This window comes from Pseudomonas putida (assembly GCF_004357765.1).
GTDB classification, from domain to species: domain Bacteria; phylum Pseudomonadota; class Gammaproteobacteria; order Pseudomonadales; family Pseudomonadaceae; genus Aquipseudomonas; species Aquipseudomonas putida_U.
Genome location: NZ_SMTE01000018.1, coordinates 20,317 through 36,387 on the forward strand (window position 1 = coordinate 20,317; position 16,071 = coordinate 36,387).

The following is a 16,071-nucleotide window of genomic DNA, read 5'->3' on the forward strand; positions in this document are numbered from 1 at the left end:
AGGCGCCAAATACCTTAAGGCAGGCATTAAAAAACCCCGACAGGCCAAGCCAATCGGGGTTTTTTCTTGCCTGCCGCGATCAGTGGGAGACGCGGCTGGTGCCATCCACGGTCATGATGCGCACGCGATCGCCAACACGGAAGATTTCATTCTCCTGTACCGCCTGGACATAGGCGCGCATGCTGCCGTCGTCTTCGCGGACGGTGATCTCGACACCCTGGGTGCGGGTGAGGCCCTCTTCGGCAGCGGAGCCTGCCAAGCCGCCTGCAACGGCACCGATGACCGCAGCCACGATACTGCCGCGACCGCCACCGATGGCGCTACCGGCTACACCACCGACCACGGCGCCGGCGCCACCGCCGATCGGGGTCTTGGTGCCTTCGATCTTGACCGGGCGCAGGGATTCGATGGTACCCATGCGCACGGTCTGCACGCGACGGGCCTCATCACGAGAGTAGCTGTCGCCAGACAGGTTAGAGGCACAGCCTCCCAGCAACAACGACATGGCGGTGAAGCTCGCCACCAGCAAAGCGGATTTACGCATCGGGAAAGTCTCCTTGAGTCAGGTGTCCATTAGACGCCGCGGCCAGCCGGGTGTCACGAGACATACGTAACAAATTCAATTTCATTCAGCTGCGGTACAGCCCTGACTGGGCCGCACCGGTTGCCCGTAGCGTTGGACCAAGGATAGCCGCACATTGCACCATTTCGATGGTGCGGTGTGACGTCAGGGGGCAAGACGCTCGCGCAGCCAGCTACCGTCGACCAAGCGATAGTTCAGGCGATCGTGCAACCGGCTCGCACGCCCTTGCCAGAATTCGATGCGCTCCGGGAGCAGACGGTAGCCGCCCCAGTGCTCGGGGCAGTGTGGCTGGGTGTCACTGAAGCGTGCTTCGGTGGCCTTGACCAACCCCTGAAGCTCCTCACGATCGGCAATCACCCGACTCTGCGGCGATGCCCAGGCGCCCAGACGGCTCCCCAACGGGCGCACCTGATAGTAATCGTCCGACTCCTTGGCAGTGACCTTCTCCACCCGCCCCTCGATTCGTACCTGACGCTCCAGTGCCGGCCAGAAAAAGGTCATGGCGGCGAAGGGATTGGCCAGCAGTTGCTGGCCCTTGGCGCTGTCGTAATTGGTGAAGAAGGTGAAACCACGCTCATCGAGGCCTTTGAGCAGCAGCACCCGGCAATGAGGGCGCCCCTCGCCGTCGACAGTGGCGAGGGTCATGGCGTTGGCCTCCACCGGTGGCTGCTCGGTCTTCACCGCCTCGGCGAACCACTGCTGGAACAAAGCGAACGGCTCTCCCGGCGCCTGGGCTTCGGCCAGGCCATCACGGGTGTAGTCGCGGCGCATATCGGCCAGAGATTGGGTCATGGCGCAGTTCCTTGAAAATCAGTTGCTCTTCGTCGAGGTGTTGGCAGCGACCTTATTGGTCGTGGCTTTCTTAGTGGTCGCCTTGCTGGCTGTCTTGACGGGAGCGGCCTTCTTCTTGGCTGCAGTCTTGGCCGGCGCCTTGGACTTGGCGACGATCTTCTTGGCGACCGGCTTGGCGGCAGCCTTGGTGCTGGTCTTGCTCTCGACAGCCTTGGCGGCCGGTGCCTGAACCGACTGCGCCGCCACCATCGAGGCCGCGGCGTACGAACCTGGGGTCTGGTACTTGCTCAACAGCGCGACCATGGTGTTCTGTGGGGTCAGCAGCATCTCCACACGACGATTCAGGGCACGGCCCTCGGGGCTGTCGTTGGCGGCACGTGGCATTTCCGAACCCATGCCCTTGAGCATCAGGCGATCACGCTGCAAGCCGCTGAGGCGGAAGATCGCCGAGACCGAGGCGGCGCGTTCCAGGCTGAGCTTCTGGTTGGCCGCGTTGACGCCACTGCTGTCGGCATGACCGAGAATCAGGACGGCGGTCTTGCTGTCACCCTCGACGGTCTTGGCCACACGGGTGATAGGACCGAGGCTCATCGGCAACAGCATGTTCGGCCGATCCGGGTTGTAGGATCCATCCACCGGCAGCGTCACTGCCAACACATTGTCGCGGCGCTCGAGTTCCAGCTTGCTGTCCTTGATCGCCTCGCGCAACTTGGGCTCGTACTCGTCGAGCCAAGCCTGGGTGGCTTTCTGGTCGATCTTCGGCACCGCAGCGGCCTTGGCCTGCTTGTCTTCACCGCCGAACGGCCACCACCAGTGGCCAGCGCTCTCGGTCTTGGCCTCGGATTTCGCCTCCGTCTTGACTACCTTCTCGGTCACGGCCTCTTTCACTTCCTGGTCGGCCACCTTGTCCGAACCGAATGGCCACCAGGCAAGGCCGCCTTCCTTGGAAGCGTCCTGCGAATGGCTCGCGCAACCGGTCATGGCGGTCAGGCACAGAGCTAGAGCTAAGGTTTTGTGTGAAGACATCAGCGATACACCATGAAAATGAAAGAAATTTTGCCCGCGCGTTCAGGCGTTGGCATTGAGAATAGTCAAAGGGCCGGGCCAATACCCGCATTACCCGATCAAAGGCAACTGCCAAGTACCCGCACCAGCTTCTGCGCCCGCGGGTCCATCAGCACGTAAGGGCCGAGGGTGTTGACCACGAAACCGAAGGCAACGTCATGCTCAGGGTCGGCGAAACCGACCGAACCACCGGCTCCCGGGTGCCCGAAGGCCCGTGGCCCCAAGCCGAACGTGGCATTGCCGACCTCAGGCTGGTCGAGCATGCAACCCAGGCCGAAGCGGGTCTGGGTGAGCAAGGTGCGGTCTTGGCCGAGACTGTGCTCACGGGTCAGTTCGTCAAGCAGTTCGGACTCGAGCAGGCTACCGTCCAGCAGGCCTGCATAAAAACCTGCGAGGCTGCGGGCGTTGCCATGACCGTTGGCCGCTGGCTGCTGCATTCGGCGCCACTCGGGCTTGTTGGTGCTGGTGAGTATCGCTGGCGGATTGGTGAAGGCGCGGGTCGACAGAGCTTCGGGCTCACGCATGGTGACCTGCAGCAGACGCTGAGCCGCTGCATCCCCGGCATTGCCTTTGCCGCGGGCGATGTGGGCCACGCGATGAAACTCCTCGTCGGCCAGGCCGACATGGAAGTCCAGCCCCAGGGGACGCGCAGTTCGGGCCACGATCGAGTCACCAGGGCCACGACCGTCGGCGCGGCGGATCAGTTCACCGATCAACCAGCCATAGGTGATGGCCGCATAACCGTGCTCGCTGCCTGGGGTCCACCAGGGCGTTTCGGCGGCCAGCGCATCCACCATGGTTTGCCAGTCATACAGGGCCTCAGCCGGCAGCAGCTCGCGAATGGCCGGCAGGCCGGCACGGTGACTGAGCAACTGGCGCAAGGTGATGGCCTGTTTTCCCGCCTGAGCGAATTCCGGCCAGTAGCGGGCCACGGGCGCATCGAGGGCCAGCTTGCCCTCGCCGACCAGCTGCAGCGCGGTAACCGCTGCGAAGGTCTTGGTACAGGAGAACAGGTTGGCGATGGTGTCGCTGTGCCAGGCCTGATGTCCGTCCTTGTCGGCGCTGCCGGCCCACAGGTCGATCACGGTTTCGCCGCCGACCTGGATGCACAACGCCGCGCCACGCTCCTGCGGATCGTCGAACAACTCGGCGAATGCATCACGCACCGCCTCGAACTTCAGCTCATAGTGACCCTGGATCTGCACCCGCCTGTACTCCATCCGACCTTGCTGGCAAAGGCGTGCATTGTTTCAGTAGTTGAGGCGTTTGCAAACTGTGTCTAGCTAGAAGGTCGTCGCTGAAAAGTTCCGTAGACCACGCTTTTGCTGGCCGCCATCCGACGATCGCGGCCAGCCGGGCATGACGCCGCTCAAGGTGCCGGCTTTTCCAATAGGGTGCGCAACTGGCCGAGTGTCTGCTGATTGGCTTTGCGCACCGCCTCGACGAAGCCCCCATAAGGCACGTCGGTGATGGCTACCAAGCCTAGATGACCGTTCTCGCCATCGAGCAAACGGCCACTGGCGGGTTGGTCGAGATACTGGAACCAATGCGCGCCGACGATCATCGGCTGCGCCAGGGCGGCCTTGAGGAAGTTGCCATAGGCCGGCCCTCGGTCCTCTTCCCGGGCAACTTCAAGCGGCCCTGGCCAGAATGGCCCACGGTCGCGAGAGCCGAACTGGAATTCGCTCACCAGCACCGGTTTGTCCAGTTCGGCCAGTCGGGTGAAATCGTAGCCATCCTCTGGCTTGAGGGTATAGAAATTGAAGCTGAGCACATCGCAGAATTCGGCACAGGCCTTGACCGCCTCCGGCGTGCTCACGGCATAGCGGCCACCCAGCAACAAATGATTGGGGGCGTGCCACTTCAGGGCATCGGCAATGGTCTTGAAGTAGGTCTCGGCGAACACCTGCTGGAAATGCTGGAAATCACGCTCGATCTCCGGGTGCGCCGGGTCCGGCAGCGGCGCCTCGAAACCGGGGTCTTCCATCAGTTCCCAGGCCTGCAGGTCGATACCCCAGGCCTTGGACAAGCCAGCCTGGTTGCGGTACTTGTCGCGCAATTGTTTGAGAAACGCCCGCTTGGCCGGTACGTCGGTGGTCAGGCGCAATGTGCCGTAGGCCAGGCCATAGCGGGCCTTGGGGTCATCACCGGGCGCTGCCCAAGCCAGTTCGTTGTCGGCAAAATAGCCGATCAACCAAGGATCGTCGCGATGATCGCGCGCAGCGATGGCCACGGCCCGCTCGGTGGCCATGGCAAACCGGGGATCGAAGGGATCGGGCATGCGTCCCCACCAGTCCATTCCGGTACTGATACTGGTGTAATCACCGACGATCGACAGTGGAAGGGTATAGGCCATGCGCTTGGCCTGGCCCAACACCGGTTCACTCCAGTTGCCCAAGGTATTGAAACCCCAGGCCTGCAGGCGATCGAGCGTGTGTGCCTGCCAGCGTACGCTGTCCAGCGCTGCGGGAGGGCAGGCTGCAGGTGCCTGCTCCGGGGTATCGCCTGGGCATGGTTTGGCGTATGTCCGCTGGAGGTTGGCGGCGTAGAAGTCGAACCACCGACCCTGCTTGAAGCCGCGGCCCAGTGATGAGGCGTTGCCGTCGTCGTTGTTGCCATCGCCGTAGAACGCCGCATAGGCATCGCCCTCGGCCGGCAAGCTCTGGAACATGGCCTCACGGCCCGTCACATAGGTCCGTCCGTCGCTGGCCGTGACCGCATTGACGCCCAGGGAATAGAAAGGGTGACCCTCAGGGGTCACCAGAAACCACCGCCCGTCACGCTTTTCGGTGCGGAAAAAACCCCGGCCCTCGAACGCCGGCCCAGCAAGGACACCGCCATAGGTATCCAGCGGCTGCTTGCCGCGCTCGGCCAGCCAGGCCTCCAGCTGCTGTTGCTCGCGGCTGTCCGCAGCCTTGAGCTGCTCGTCATTGACGATTTTCTCTGGCCAGCGAGCACGGGTGGATTGGCCGTAGCCGTCGATCAACCCCTGGTAGGCCGCTTTGTAGGCGAGGTCGTCATCCTGCACTCCGACCTTTTCGATCAACAGACTCTGGGCCACCTTGGGCTTGGGGATGCTCAGGCTCACCGCCACCACCTGCTTGAGGTCGACTTCCCCTGCACTGCTGGCCAACAACAGGCGTTGCCCTTCATGCACCCACGGCATCGGCGGCCCGGCGCGCATACCCTGGCTCAGGGGCGAGGTCGCCTTGAGCGGTACCATCACCGTCTGTGCAGGCCCCGCCGGCAGATCGATACGGCTGGTGAGACTGCGGCCATCACTGCCCTGTACCGTGACGTCTACCGTCAGCGCCCAATCCATGCCGCTTTGCAGGCGCAAGGTCAGAAACTGTCCACTCGACCAGTCCCAGGCGCCCTGCTGTGGGCTCAGGCGCAGGGTCGGGCGCTCGACAGGATTGAACACCACCCGGCGCAACACCTCCCCTTCGGCCGTCTGCTCCGCGTTGTATTGCGGCATCCCAGTGTTGTCGGTGGCCACATCGACCACCGAGGTCGGGCGCACGAAGCTGAACAGCATGTGATTCGCAGCCAACAATGGCGTGCTGAACGACAGACTGAGCAACAACGGCAAGGTTCGGCATGGCAGGGTGCGGCGGATCATGAGGCTGAGGTTCTCCTTCCAGGGCCTGGGATCGTGTCGCGGGACAGGGCTGTTCGACTACCGTCCCTGCAACCCATTGCGGCCTACGACTGTGTGATGGACAACACGCCAGAGAAGCAAGCTCCAGGCGTCAGGTAATTTCCCGCCGGAACGGCGGCAGCGCATTGAGAATAGCCTTACCGTAGCGTTGGGTGACCAGACGCCGGTCGAGCAAAGTGATCACGCCACGGTCCTGCTCGGTGCGCAGCAGGCGACCGCAGGCCTGGATCAGGCGCAGCGACGCATCGGGCACGGCGATTTCCATGAAGGGGTTGCCGCCGCGCGCTTCGATCCACTCGGCCAACGCAGCCTCGACTGGGTCATCGGGCACGGCGAACGGAATCTTGGCAATCACCACATGTTCGCAGTAGGCACCCGGCAGGTCGACGCCCTCGGCGAAACTGGCCAGGCCGAACAGCACGCTGTGCTGTCCATCGTCGACCCGCGCCTTGTGCTTGTTGAGGGTTTCCTGCTTGGACAGGTTACCCTGGATCAGCACCAGCTTGCGCCAGTCACGGTCCAGGCCATCGAACACGTCCTGCATCTGTTTGCGCGAGGAGAACAGCACCAGCGCGCCCCGGGCATCCTCGACGATGTGCGGAAGTTCGCGAATGATCGCCGCAGTGTGCGCGGTCGCATCCCGCGGGTCGGCCTGCAGGTCGGGTACCCGCAGCAAACCGGCATCGCCATGCACGAAGGGGCTCGGCACCACGCAGGTCACGGCATCGCGGGGCAAGCCCGAGCGCATACGGAAACGGTCGAATTTGCCCAAGGCCGTGAGCGTGGCCGAGGTGACCAAGGCGCCATGGGCGACATTCCACAGGCTGCGCCGAAGCATTTCGGCCGCCAGGATCGGGCTGGCGTTGACTTCGATGTCGAACAACGCGCCGCTTTCTGCCAGGGTCAACCAACGCGCCATCGGCGGGCTGTCTTGCGGGTCTTCGGCGGTGAAGGCAGTCCACAGTTCCCAGTTGCCTTGGGCACGGGTCACCAGGCTGCCGAACAGTGGGTACCACTCCTCGGCCTGGTGGCTGGCAATGCCGATATTGACCTCACCATCCATGCCTTCCTTGAGCAGGTCGGCCAGGCGCGTGAACAGGTCGTTCAGGCGGGCGAAGCCCTTTTTCAACTCGATGCCCACCTCGCGGATCTGCTCCGGCACCACGCCGCCTTCGAAGCGGTAGCGCGGGCGTTCGCGGCCCTCGGTGTCTTCACCAGGGCGGAAGTCGGCGACCTGCTCGCACAGGGTGAACATGAACTGCTGCTGGGTACGCACCTCGCGCGCCAGCTCCGGCACCTGCTCGATCAGCTTGCCCAGGTCGCCAGGTAGCGGATGCTGAGCCAGCAGCTTGGTGAGGTTCTTGGCGGTCTGCTCCAACCAGTCGGCAGTGGAGCGCAAGCGCGAATAATGGGCGAAGTGGCCGATGGCCTTGTCTGGCAGGTGGTGGCCTTCGTCGAACACATAAACGGTGTCGCGCGGGTCGGGCAACACCGCACCGCCGCCCAGTGCCAGGTCGGCCAGGACCATGTCGTGGTTGGTGACGATCACGTCGACCTTGCCCATACCTTCGCGGGCCTTGTAGAACACGCACTGCTGGAAATTCGGGCAGTGGCGTCCGGTGCACTGGCTGTGGTCGGTGGTCAGACGTGCCCAGTCCTGGTCTTCCAGGGCCTCGGGCCAGCTGTCACGATCGCCGTCCCAGCGGTTTCCGGCAAGCTTTTCGATCATGCTGTTGAACAGCTTCTGGCTGCGTTCGTCGACCTCGATATGAAAGCCTTCTTCCTCGAAAAGCTGGGCCGTGGCGGATTGCGCGTGCCCTTCCTGGAGCAGGATGTCGAGCTTGGACAGGCACAGGTAACGGCCCCGCCCTTTGGCCAGGGAAAAGCTGAAGTTGAGGCCGCTGTTGCGCATCAGGTCGGGCAGGTCCTTGAAGACGATCTGCTCCTGCAGGGCGACGGTGGCGGTGGCGATCACCAGGCGCTTGCCAGCGGCCTTGGCGGCGGGAATGGCCGCCAGGCTGTAGGCGACCGTCTTGCCGGTACCGGTGCCCGCCTCGACCGCCACCACGGCAGGCTCGCCGGCCCGGCGGCCCTCGTCGTCGCAGGCGATGTCGCCAAGCACCTTGGCGACTTCGGCGATCATCAGGCGCTGGCCATAACGCGGCTTGAGGCTCTTGGCTTCGAGAAAACGCGAGTAGGCGCCCTGGATGGTGGCTTTGAGTTCGTTGCTGATCATAGTCTGCAGGCGCCCGGAGGGCTGGATATATTTTCAGTGTTTCGCATGGGGCGGCTATCATACCCCGCTATTGCCCTTTATGCCGCATGGAGATCCGGATGCTCGCCTTTGCCCTGCCCTACACATTGCATGTCCTGGCCGCCCTGGTGTGGGTCGGCGGCATGTTCTTCGCCTGGCTGGTACTGCGCCCGGCCTCGGTTGCAGCCCTGGAGGGGCCTGCCCGGCTGCGCCTCTGGGTGGAAGTTTTCCGACGGTTCTTTGGCTGGGTCTGGTTGGCCGTGGCCATTTTGGCGATAAGTGGTATCGGCATGTTGCACATGCGCTTCAGTGGCTTCGAGACCGCGCCACGCTATGTGCAGGTGATGATCGGCGGCGGCATTGTCATGTTCGCGCTGTTCATGCGCATCCAGGCGCTGCTGTTGCCTGAGCTGAAGACCGCCGTGCAGGACGAAGACTGGGCCACGGGTGCCGCAGTGCTCGGGCGGATACGCCGCATGGTCGGTATCAACCTGCTGCTGGGACTTGCCGTGGTGGCAGTGGCCAGTTCGCGCGTCATGCTTTGAGGGCCTCGGCCCCGGCTTGCTGGTCCGGGGCGGCGTCGCGCTCAGAGACGTTGCAGGATCAGTTCCCCGGCGGCACCGGCCAGGCCAGGCTGACCGGGTTGCCCAGGACGACCGTTGGCCCCGGGATCGGTGCGGTACACCAAACAGCCCTTGCTCGCGCCCCCCTTGCCCGCCTTGCCAGCGGCCCCGGCCTTGCCTGCGGCGCCGCCATCGAGGCGCACCACGATACGTTCTTCGGCAAAGTCTTGGGGCACGCTCAGACGGATTCGCCCGCCGGGCGCGCCATCATGTCCATTACCCCCATCGTCGCCGTTGGCGCCGCGGCTGGCCTGGCCCCAGGTGCAGCCACCGGCCCGACCATTGGCGCCATCGAGGCCAATGTAACCGGGGGCTCCGGCACCGCCGCGCGCATCGATCGCCAGGCGGTCCGCGTCGAGCGCGTCAAGTTTGAGCTCGAGGTTGCGTCCCGAACGGGCAGCGCGCTCGTAAGTGCCCGGAGCACCGGGTGCGCTGAATTCGCTGCCTTGCCCCAAGCGGGCTGAGCGCGCTTCGATCATCAGTGCCCGGTCCGAGGGGGCGATGGCGATCCGGGCGTTCTGGCCTAGTTCGAGGTGATCGATGCGCAACTCGGTGAGCGTGGCGGGCAGTAACAGGGTGGCCGAATCGGCGACCCGCAGTTGCTCGAGATGCACGCTGGACGCCTTGTTCGGCAGCCGCAGCATCGAATTGGCAGCGACCTCCAGGCTCTCTGCCTGGGCCAGGGGAGCGGCCAGCGCGGCCAACAACATCAGTTTACGCACGGCTCGGCGCCTCCTGCGGACGGGGAATAGACATGACATGGAAAATACCCGTCAGCAGAATTTGCAGACGGTCGAACCAGCGATGGCTACGGCCACGCAGGCTGCCATTGAAGCACAGTACTTCCAGCACGTGCAGACCCAATAGCGCGATACCAGCGGCATTGATCAGCAGATTGAACGGCAGGGGTTGCGGCATCAGCCAATTGGCCAGCACCACCCACCAGAACGCCACCGTCAAGGTCTTGCCCAGTCCCAGAATGAACGCCATTCCCCACCCCTTCCTTGTTGTACCACCACCGCCACCCGCGTCAGCCCTGCACGCGCGGGGCTTCAGTTCAGATGCAGGTCGACCCGTCGGTTATGCGCCCGCCCTTGCTCGGTGTCGTTGTCGGCGATCGGCTCACTTTCTCCGCGACCCTGGCTGGTGATCTTGTCTGGCGCCAGCCCTTGGCTGATGAGGTACTGCGCCACGCTGCTGGCGCGACGCTCGGAGAGCGCCTGGTTATAGCTGTCCGAGCCGACGCTGTCGGTGTGACCGACCACCCTGATGCGTGTCACGCCCAGGTCCTGCAAGCGCGGCAGCAGGCTCTGCAAGCGCTGCTCGCTGGCGGGGGTCAGTTCGGCGGAGTTGAAGGCGAACATCACCTGCCCCTGGTCATCGAGGGTGATCACCTCGGCCTTGGGCTCGGGAGCGGGCTGCGAGGGAGGGTATTGCGGCAACGGACACCCCATGTGGTCGACCGATGTGTTGGCCGGGGTATCCGGGCAGCGGTCGCGGCGATCGAAGACGCCGTCGCCGTCTTCGTCTCCATCCTGGGCAAAACAGATCAGGCCGCCGGCAATCGCACCGAGCGCGCCGCCACCGGCTGCCCAGCTGGAGCTCTCGATTGCGCCGAGGCCTCCGCCGACCAGGCCGCCAAGCAGGCTGCAGATCGGCCAGTTGCGCTGATTCAGGGGGGCGCTGCCATCGCTGTGGGTGGCACAACCGGTCAACAGGCTGGAGACCACCAGCAGCGGCAATGCCGCCTTCGACATGACATTCATGATGAACGCTCCTGTGTGGCCGGCCGCTACCGGCTACCCAGGATTAAAGACGCGCCCGCGCCACTTCTCAAGGCGCGGGCGCACGCCGTCAGCGCTCGATCTTGATCTCGGTTCTACGGTTCATGGCACGGCCCTCTTCGGTGGCATTGTCTGCCACAGGTTGGGTTTCACCTGCGCCCATGACCGAAACGAAGCTACTGCGCGGCACGCCGCTTTCGACCAGGTAATCGGTCACCGCGTGGGCCCGACGTTCAGACAGTTTCTGGTTGTAGCTATCGGAACCGACGCTGTCGGTATGGCCGGTCACGCTCAGGCGCGCGCTCGGGGCCTCCTGTTTCAAACGCGTGGCAACAGTGTTCAAGCGCTCCTTGTCACCGGCGGTCAGACGTGCTGAGTCGAATTCGAAGCGCACGTCACGAATGACAATGACCTCTTCCTTCTGCACCACGACTTCCTCGACCACTGGCGGTGGTGGCGGGCAACCATTGGCATCGACCTGCACGCCAGGCGGAGTACCCGGGCACTTGTCGCGACTGTCCGGCACACCGTCACCGTCCTCGTCGCCATCACCGTGCGACCAGCAGTAACCGGCCGCCAGACCACCGCCGAGCAGGGCGCCCCAGCCTGCCCAGCTGGAGCTCTCGATGGCACCCAGGGCAGCACCGCCTACACCCCCGACGGCAGCACACTTCGGCCAGTCGGTTTTTTGCAAACCTGCACAACCAGTGAGCACACTGGTGAGCAGAACCAGAGGTATCGCTGCGCGTACTATGCTCATTTCGTTGGATCTCCTAGGGGGAACCGGCATAACGCCGATCAGTGGCAGTAAAGACCGCCTCATCAATCCCTGCCAGCAATAAGCCACGACCGAGCCCTCTGCCCTTTGCCCGCAGGTCCCTAGCCCGCTAGTCTTGGGCCACCTGAACGAGGATTGGCAATGACCGACGGATTTTCCCAGCGCACACCGCAGCAGGCCCTCGCCGCCCTGCTGGAGCGCTTCACCCCCAGCCGCTTGCTGCTGGTGGGCTCGCACTTCCCCGCCCTGGACGCCTTCGCCAAGGCCCACCCAGACGCGTACATCGCCAGCGCTGCCCCAGGGCCGCTGCCGGCCGAGGTGGCCGCGCAACGCTTCGATCTGGCGATTCTGGTCGACTGCCTCGAACACCTGCCCAAACGCAGCGGACTTGAACTGCTCGGTGGGATTCGTAATCTCAATGCCAGTCGGGTGGCAGTGCTGGCCGACCTGGCCGCCTGCGGCTGGCACGACACGGACTTCTTTGCCCTGGCGCTAACGGCCAGCGAGAAATTTCGTCGTGACGAGCAGCAGTTGAGTCTGTTCACCTATGATCTACACGATTACAAGCAGGTCCCGGACTGGCTCAATGCCAAGTTCTGGGCCAATCCTGAAAACTTTGGCAAGTATTGGTGGTGACGATGAGTGTCTCGGTGTGCCCCTGCGGCAGCGGCAGCCTGCTCGACGCCTGCTGCGGGCATTATCATGCCGGTACCCCGGCGCCCGATGCCCAGACCCTGATGCGCTCGCGCTACAGCGCCTATGTGCTGGGTCTGGTCGATTACCTCGTGGCGACCACCCTACCGGCCCAGCAGCCCGGCCTGGACCGTGCCGCCATCGCGGCGTGGAGTGCCCAGAGCACCTGGCTGGGACTGGAAGTCGAAGGCGCCGAGGTCCTTGGTGGCCAGCCTGAACATGCCTTCGTCACCTTCACCGCCCGCTGGCACGATCAGGAGGGCGACCACCAGCATCACGAGCGTTCGGCGTTCGTCCAGCATGACGGGCGCTGGTACTTCATCGACCCGACCGTCAAGCTCCGGGCACAGCGTAACGACCCCTGCCCCTGCGCCAGCGGGCAGAAATTCAAGAAGTGCTGCGCAAACTACGTGGGCAACTGACGGTGGCGGCCCTGGCACGTACGTTCCTCCTAAGTGCCCTGCTGGCGCTACTGGCGGGCTGTGCCAGTTGGGGCGGCAGTGACTGGCGCGAGCCAGAGGTGCATCTGCTGCGGGTCGAAACGGTCAAGGCGAGGCTGCACCAGCAGGAGTTCGTCCTGCATCTGCAGGTGGTGAATCCTAACGATAGCCGGCTGTTCATCCGCAATCTGGCTTACTCGGTACGCCTCAACGATCTGCTGCTGGCGCAAGATGAAACCAGCTTGTGGCGCAGCGTCGGCGGCCACGCCGAACGCACCTTCAAGATCACCGCGCGGACCAACCTGTGGCAGCATCTCAAGCCGCTGGCCAAACTGCTCAAAAGCAAGCAGCCGTTGCATTATCGCCTGCAGGCCGAACTGAACACCGGGTTGATCGTCCATCGGAGCCTGCACTTGTCGCGCAGTGATGAGATAATGCCCGGCGACCTCATACCGGAGTAACCCTGCAATGACCCAACAACCCCATGTTCATGGCCCCGACTGCAACCACGGTCACGATCAACAGCATGATCACGATCACGGCCATGTGCACGGCCCGCACTGCAATCACGGCCACCAGGAGCCGGTGCGCAACGCTTTGAAAGACGTCGGCCGCAACGATCCATGCCCCTGCGGGAGCCAGAAGAAGTTCAAGAAGTGCCACGGCGCTTGAGCCTGAACTGATGGCCAGCGTCCGACACTGGCTTAACGTGCGCAGCTGCCTTCGGCGCCCGCCGAAGGCGCAACCGCTCCCGACGATTCGGGCAAAAGCGCTCCCGTGCGCTACCACTCGTAAATAAAGCTTCGCGGCACCTTGCACGGCGGCTGTGCGCTCACTACCTTAGCGCCTTTCCAAACCCGCCACGCCTTGCAGGAGCCCTTGTCATGGCCGCCCCCGTCCTTCCTCCCTTCCGCCCGCGGTTCGCTACCGCCGCCACGTTGCTCGGCATGCTCGGGCTCGCCGGTTGTCAGATGGGTGTGCAACAGGACAGTGTGCCTCCCACCACTGGGGTCCAACCGCTCAAGGGACTGGCGCAGAATGTGTCGGTCCGTCGCAATGCGATGGGCGCCCCGCTGATCGAAAGCAGCAGCTTCCATGACGCCCTGTTCAGCCTGGGCTACGTGCATGCAGGCGATCGCCTGCAACAGATGGTGGCTATGCGCCTGCTGGCCCAAGGCCGCCTGGCCGAACTCGCCGGCCCCGAAGCATTGGACATCGACCGCCTGATGCGCGCCGCCAACCTCAAGCAGAGCGCGGCGCGGCAGTATGCCGATGCTTCGCCACGGCTGAAGCGATTCTTCGAGGTGTACGCCCGTGGCGTCAACGCCTACCTGTTCCGCTACCGCGACAAGCTACCGGCTGAACTGGCCAACCGTGGTTACCGCCCCGAGTACTGGAAGCCGGAAGACTGCGTGTTGGTGTTCAATCTGTACGCTCTCAGCCAGTCGGTGAACCTGCAGGAAGAACTCAGCGCCCTGACCCTGGCGCAGCAGGTCGGCCCCGACAAGCTGGCCTGGCTGCTGCCCGGCGCGCCCGATGAGCCGCTGGCCGAAGCAGAACTGGACAAGCTCAAGGGCCTGTCTTTGTCCACTCAACTGCCGGGATTGTCGGCCTTGGCCGCCGCCAGCCAGAAACTGGCCGACCTCGACCTGCTCGGCAGCCCCGGCTCAGCCAATCTCGCCCTCGGGCCGCAACGCAGTCGCAGCGGCAAGAGCCTGCTGGCCAGTGACAGCCGCGCCACCTGGGCCCTGAGCCCGGTGCAGATCAACACCCGCAAGTATCAGGTGGCCGGTCTGTCGCTGCCAGGCCTGCCGATCGTGCTGGCCGGCTACAACGGCAAACTGGCCTGGAGCAGCAGCGCAGTGATGGCCGACAACCAGGACCTGTACCTGGAGCAGCTGCGACACCAGGGTGGTCAGCTCACCTACCTGGCCGATGGCAAGTGGCTGCCGGCCCGTTCGCGTAGCGAAACCTTCTTCGTGCGTGGCCAGCGCCCGCTGCGCGAGGTGATGTACGACACCCGCCACGGCACCCTCTTGGCCCAGCCCGGCAATGCCAGCCTGGGCCTGGCCTTGAACCTGACGGCGCCGCAGGGCGATCGTAGCCTGGACGCCCTGTTCGACTTGACCCGCGCGCAAAATATCGAGCGTGCCTTCGACAGCACCCGCGAGGTGACCAGCGCCGCGCTGAACTTCGTCTTCGCCGAGCCCGAGCACATCGGCTGGCAGGTCAGCGGTCGCTACCCCAACCGCCGCGAAGGCCAGGGCCTGTTGCCTTCCCCGGGCTGGGACGGGCGCTATGACTGGGATGGCTACGCCGACCCGATGCTCCACCCTTACGACCAGGACCCGCCCGCAGGCTGGATCGCCCACGCCAACCAGCGCAGCCTGCCTCGCGGCTATGGCATGCAACTGTCCAGCACCTGGTACTACCCCGAACGCGCCGAGCGCCTGGCGCAGTTGCTCGGTAACGGTCGTCACGACAGCCGCAGCCTGATGGCGGTGCAAAACGACCAGACCACTCTGATGGCAGAAAAGCTCAAGCAGATGCTCGAGGCCCCCGGCATGGCTCAACCGCTGCAACAGGCCATCGCCAAGCTGCCGACGGTCGAGCGCGACCGGGCGCACCATGCCCTGGCCCGGCTCAAGGCGTTCGATGGCCGCCTGAGCCCGGTCTCGGCGGATGCCGCTCTGTATGAGCTGTTCCTCCAGGAGGTGACCCGGCAGACCTTCCTCGATGATCTCGGCCCGGAAAACGGCCCGGTCTGGCAGGCCTTCGCCAGCAATGCCCGGTTGTCCTATTCGGCCCAGGCCGACCATTTGCTCAGCCGCGACGACAGCCCTTTCTGGGATGACCGCACCACCGCAGAGAAGGAAGACAAGCCGACGATTCTCGCCCGTAGTCTGGCAGCAGCCGTTGATGTCGGGATGACCCGCCTGGGCAGCGACATGCGCACCTGGCAATGGGGCAAGCTGCACCAGTACCGCTGGCCGGCCCCCACTTACCATGGCCTGGGCGACAACATCAGCCGCTCGCCAATGGCGGCCGGTGGCGACTTCAGCACCCTGGCGCTGACGCCTTATGCCTGGGGCCGTGATTTCGACACCTACCTACCGGCCTCGGCGCGGATGATCGTCGATTTCGGCCAGAGCGAACCGCTGCAGATACTGACCAGCAGCGGCCAGTCCGGCAACCCAGCCAGCAAGCACTTCGCTGACGGTCTGGACGCCTGGTTCCAGGGGCGCTTCAGCAGCCTGCCGTTGCAGCCGCAGAATTTCTCCCGGGCATATGGCAACCAGCGCTTGACGTTGGTGCCGGGGCGGTGAGGGTGCACGGGGGTTGAATGTTGCGGTGTTCTTCAGATCGAGCGCCGCCCCAACAAATATCGCCAGGCGCCC

General features: G+C 64.3%; 16 protein-coding genes. 6 read left to right on the plus strand and 10 right to left on the minus strand.

The window, feature by feature from the left end:
* Positions 1-79: 79 nt before the first annotated feature.
* The 6 genes from E2H86_RS22885 to dinG form a co-directional block, all read right to left on the minus strand.
* On the minus strand, positions 80-544 hold the full coding sequence (locus E2H86_RS22885) for a glycine zipper 2TM domain-containing protein (protein ID WP_133331800.1): 465 nt from the start codon (positions 542-544) through the stop codon (positions 80-82).
* Positions 545-727: 183 nt separating this feature from the next.
* Positions 728-1,375, minus strand: coding sequence for a pyridoxamine 5'-phosphate oxidase (gene pdxH / locus E2H86_RS22890; RefSeq protein WP_133331801.1), 648 nt, complete (start codon positions 1,373-1,375; stop codon positions 728-730).
* Positions 1,376-1,393: 18 nt separating this feature from the next.
* Positions 1,394-2,401 (minus strand): OmpA family protein, encoded by a 1,008-nt coding sequence (locus E2H86_RS22895; protein WP_133331802.1) that lies wholly within the window; start codon positions 2,399-2,401, stop codon positions 1,394-1,396.
* A 98-nt stretch (positions 2,402-2,499) separates the two neighbouring features.
* On the minus strand, positions 2,500-3,645 hold the full coding sequence (locus E2H86_RS22900) for a serine hydrolase domain-containing protein (protein WP_133331803.1): 1,146 nt from the start codon (positions 3,643-3,645) through the stop codon (positions 2,500-2,502).
* Between the two features lie 164 nt (positions 3,646-3,809).
* Positions 3,810-6,062, minus strand: a complete 2,253-nt coding sequence (locus E2H86_RS22905) for a beta-galactosidase (protein ID WP_133331804.1) — start codon at positions 6,060-6,062, stop codon at positions 3,810-3,812.
* 130 nt (positions 6,063-6,192) lie between these two features.
* Positions 6,193-8,337 (minus strand): ATP-dependent DNA helicase DinG, encoded by a 2,145-nt coding sequence (gene dinG, locus E2H86_RS22910; protein ID WP_133331805.1) that lies wholly within the window; start codon positions 8,335-8,337, stop codon positions 6,193-6,195.
* A 98-nt stretch (positions 8,338-8,435) separates the two neighbouring features.
* On the opposite strand from dinG, the gene E2H86_RS22915 reads away from it, so the two are divergent.
* Positions 8,436-8,900 carry a CopD family protein gene (locus E2H86_RS22915; protein ID WP_133331806.1) on the plus strand — a complete coding sequence of 155 codons (465 nt, stop codon included), beginning with the start codon at positions 8,436-8,438 and terminating at the stop codon, positions 8,898-8,900.
* 41 nt (positions 8,901-8,941) lie between these two features.
* Here the strand turns inward: E2H86_RS22915 and E2H86_RS22920 are convergent, their stop codons facing one another.
* From E2H86_RS22920 to E2H86_RS22935, 4 genes are all read right to left on the minus strand, one after another.
* Positions 8,942-9,700 (minus strand): collagen-like protein, encoded by a 759-nt coding sequence (locus E2H86_RS22920; protein WP_133331807.1) that lies wholly within the window; start codon positions 9,698-9,700, stop codon positions 8,942-8,944.
* Positions 9,693-9,968, minus strand: a complete 276-nt coding sequence (locus tag E2H86_RS22925; RefSeq protein ID WP_133331808.1) for a DUF1145 domain-containing protein — start codon at positions 9,966-9,968, stop codon at positions 9,693-9,695. Before E2H86_RS22925 ends, E2H86_RS22920 begins: the two co-directional genes overlap by 8 nt.
* 62 nt (positions 9,969-10,030) lie before the next feature.
* Positions 10,031-10,744, minus strand: a complete 714-nt coding sequence (locus E2H86_RS22930; protein WP_133331809.1) for an OmpA family protein — start codon at positions 10,742-10,744, stop codon at positions 10,031-10,033.
* Positions 10,745-10,832: 88 nt separating this feature from the next.
* Positions 10,833-11,522: an OmpA family protein gene (locus E2H86_RS22935; RefSeq protein WP_133331810.1), complete on the minus strand. Its 690-nt coding sequence runs from the start codon at positions 11,520-11,522 to the stop codon at positions 10,833-10,835.
* Positions 11,523-11,681: 159 nt separating this feature from the next.
* Between E2H86_RS22935 and E2H86_RS22940 the strand changes: the two genes are divergently transcribed.
* From E2H86_RS22940 to E2H86_RS22960, 5 genes are all read left to right on the plus strand, one after another.
* Positions 11,682-12,176: a DUF6231 family protein gene (locus tag E2H86_RS22940; protein WP_133331811.1), complete on the plus strand. Its 495-nt coding sequence runs from the start codon at positions 11,682-11,684 to the stop codon at positions 12,174-12,176.
* 2 nt (positions 12,177-12,178) lie between these two features.
* Positions 12,179-12,655: a YchJ family protein gene (locus E2H86_RS22945; RefSeq protein ID WP_133331812.1), complete on the plus strand. Its 477-nt coding sequence runs from the start codon at positions 12,179-12,181 to the stop codon at positions 12,653-12,655.
* 2 nt (positions 12,656-12,657) lie between these two features.
* Positions 12,658-13,134, plus strand: coding sequence for an LEA type 2 family protein (locus tag E2H86_RS22950; RefSeq protein WP_409977286.1), 477 nt, complete (start codon positions 12,658-12,660; stop codon positions 13,132-13,134).
* Between the two features lie 7 nt (positions 13,135-13,141).
* Entirely contained in the window at positions 13,142-13,345 is a 204-nt protein-coding gene (locus E2H86_RS22955) for an SEC-C metal-binding domain-containing protein (protein ID WP_133331814.1), read from the plus strand.
* A 212-nt stretch (positions 13,346-13,557) separates the two neighbouring features.
* The gene (locus tag E2H86_RS22960) at positions 13,558-15,999 is read left to right on the plus strand and encodes a penicillin acylase family protein (protein ID WP_133331815.1); all 2,442 of its coding nucleotides are present in this window, start codon (positions 13,558-13,560) and stop codon (positions 15,997-15,999) included.
* Positions 16,000-16,071: the final 72 nt, after the last annotated feature.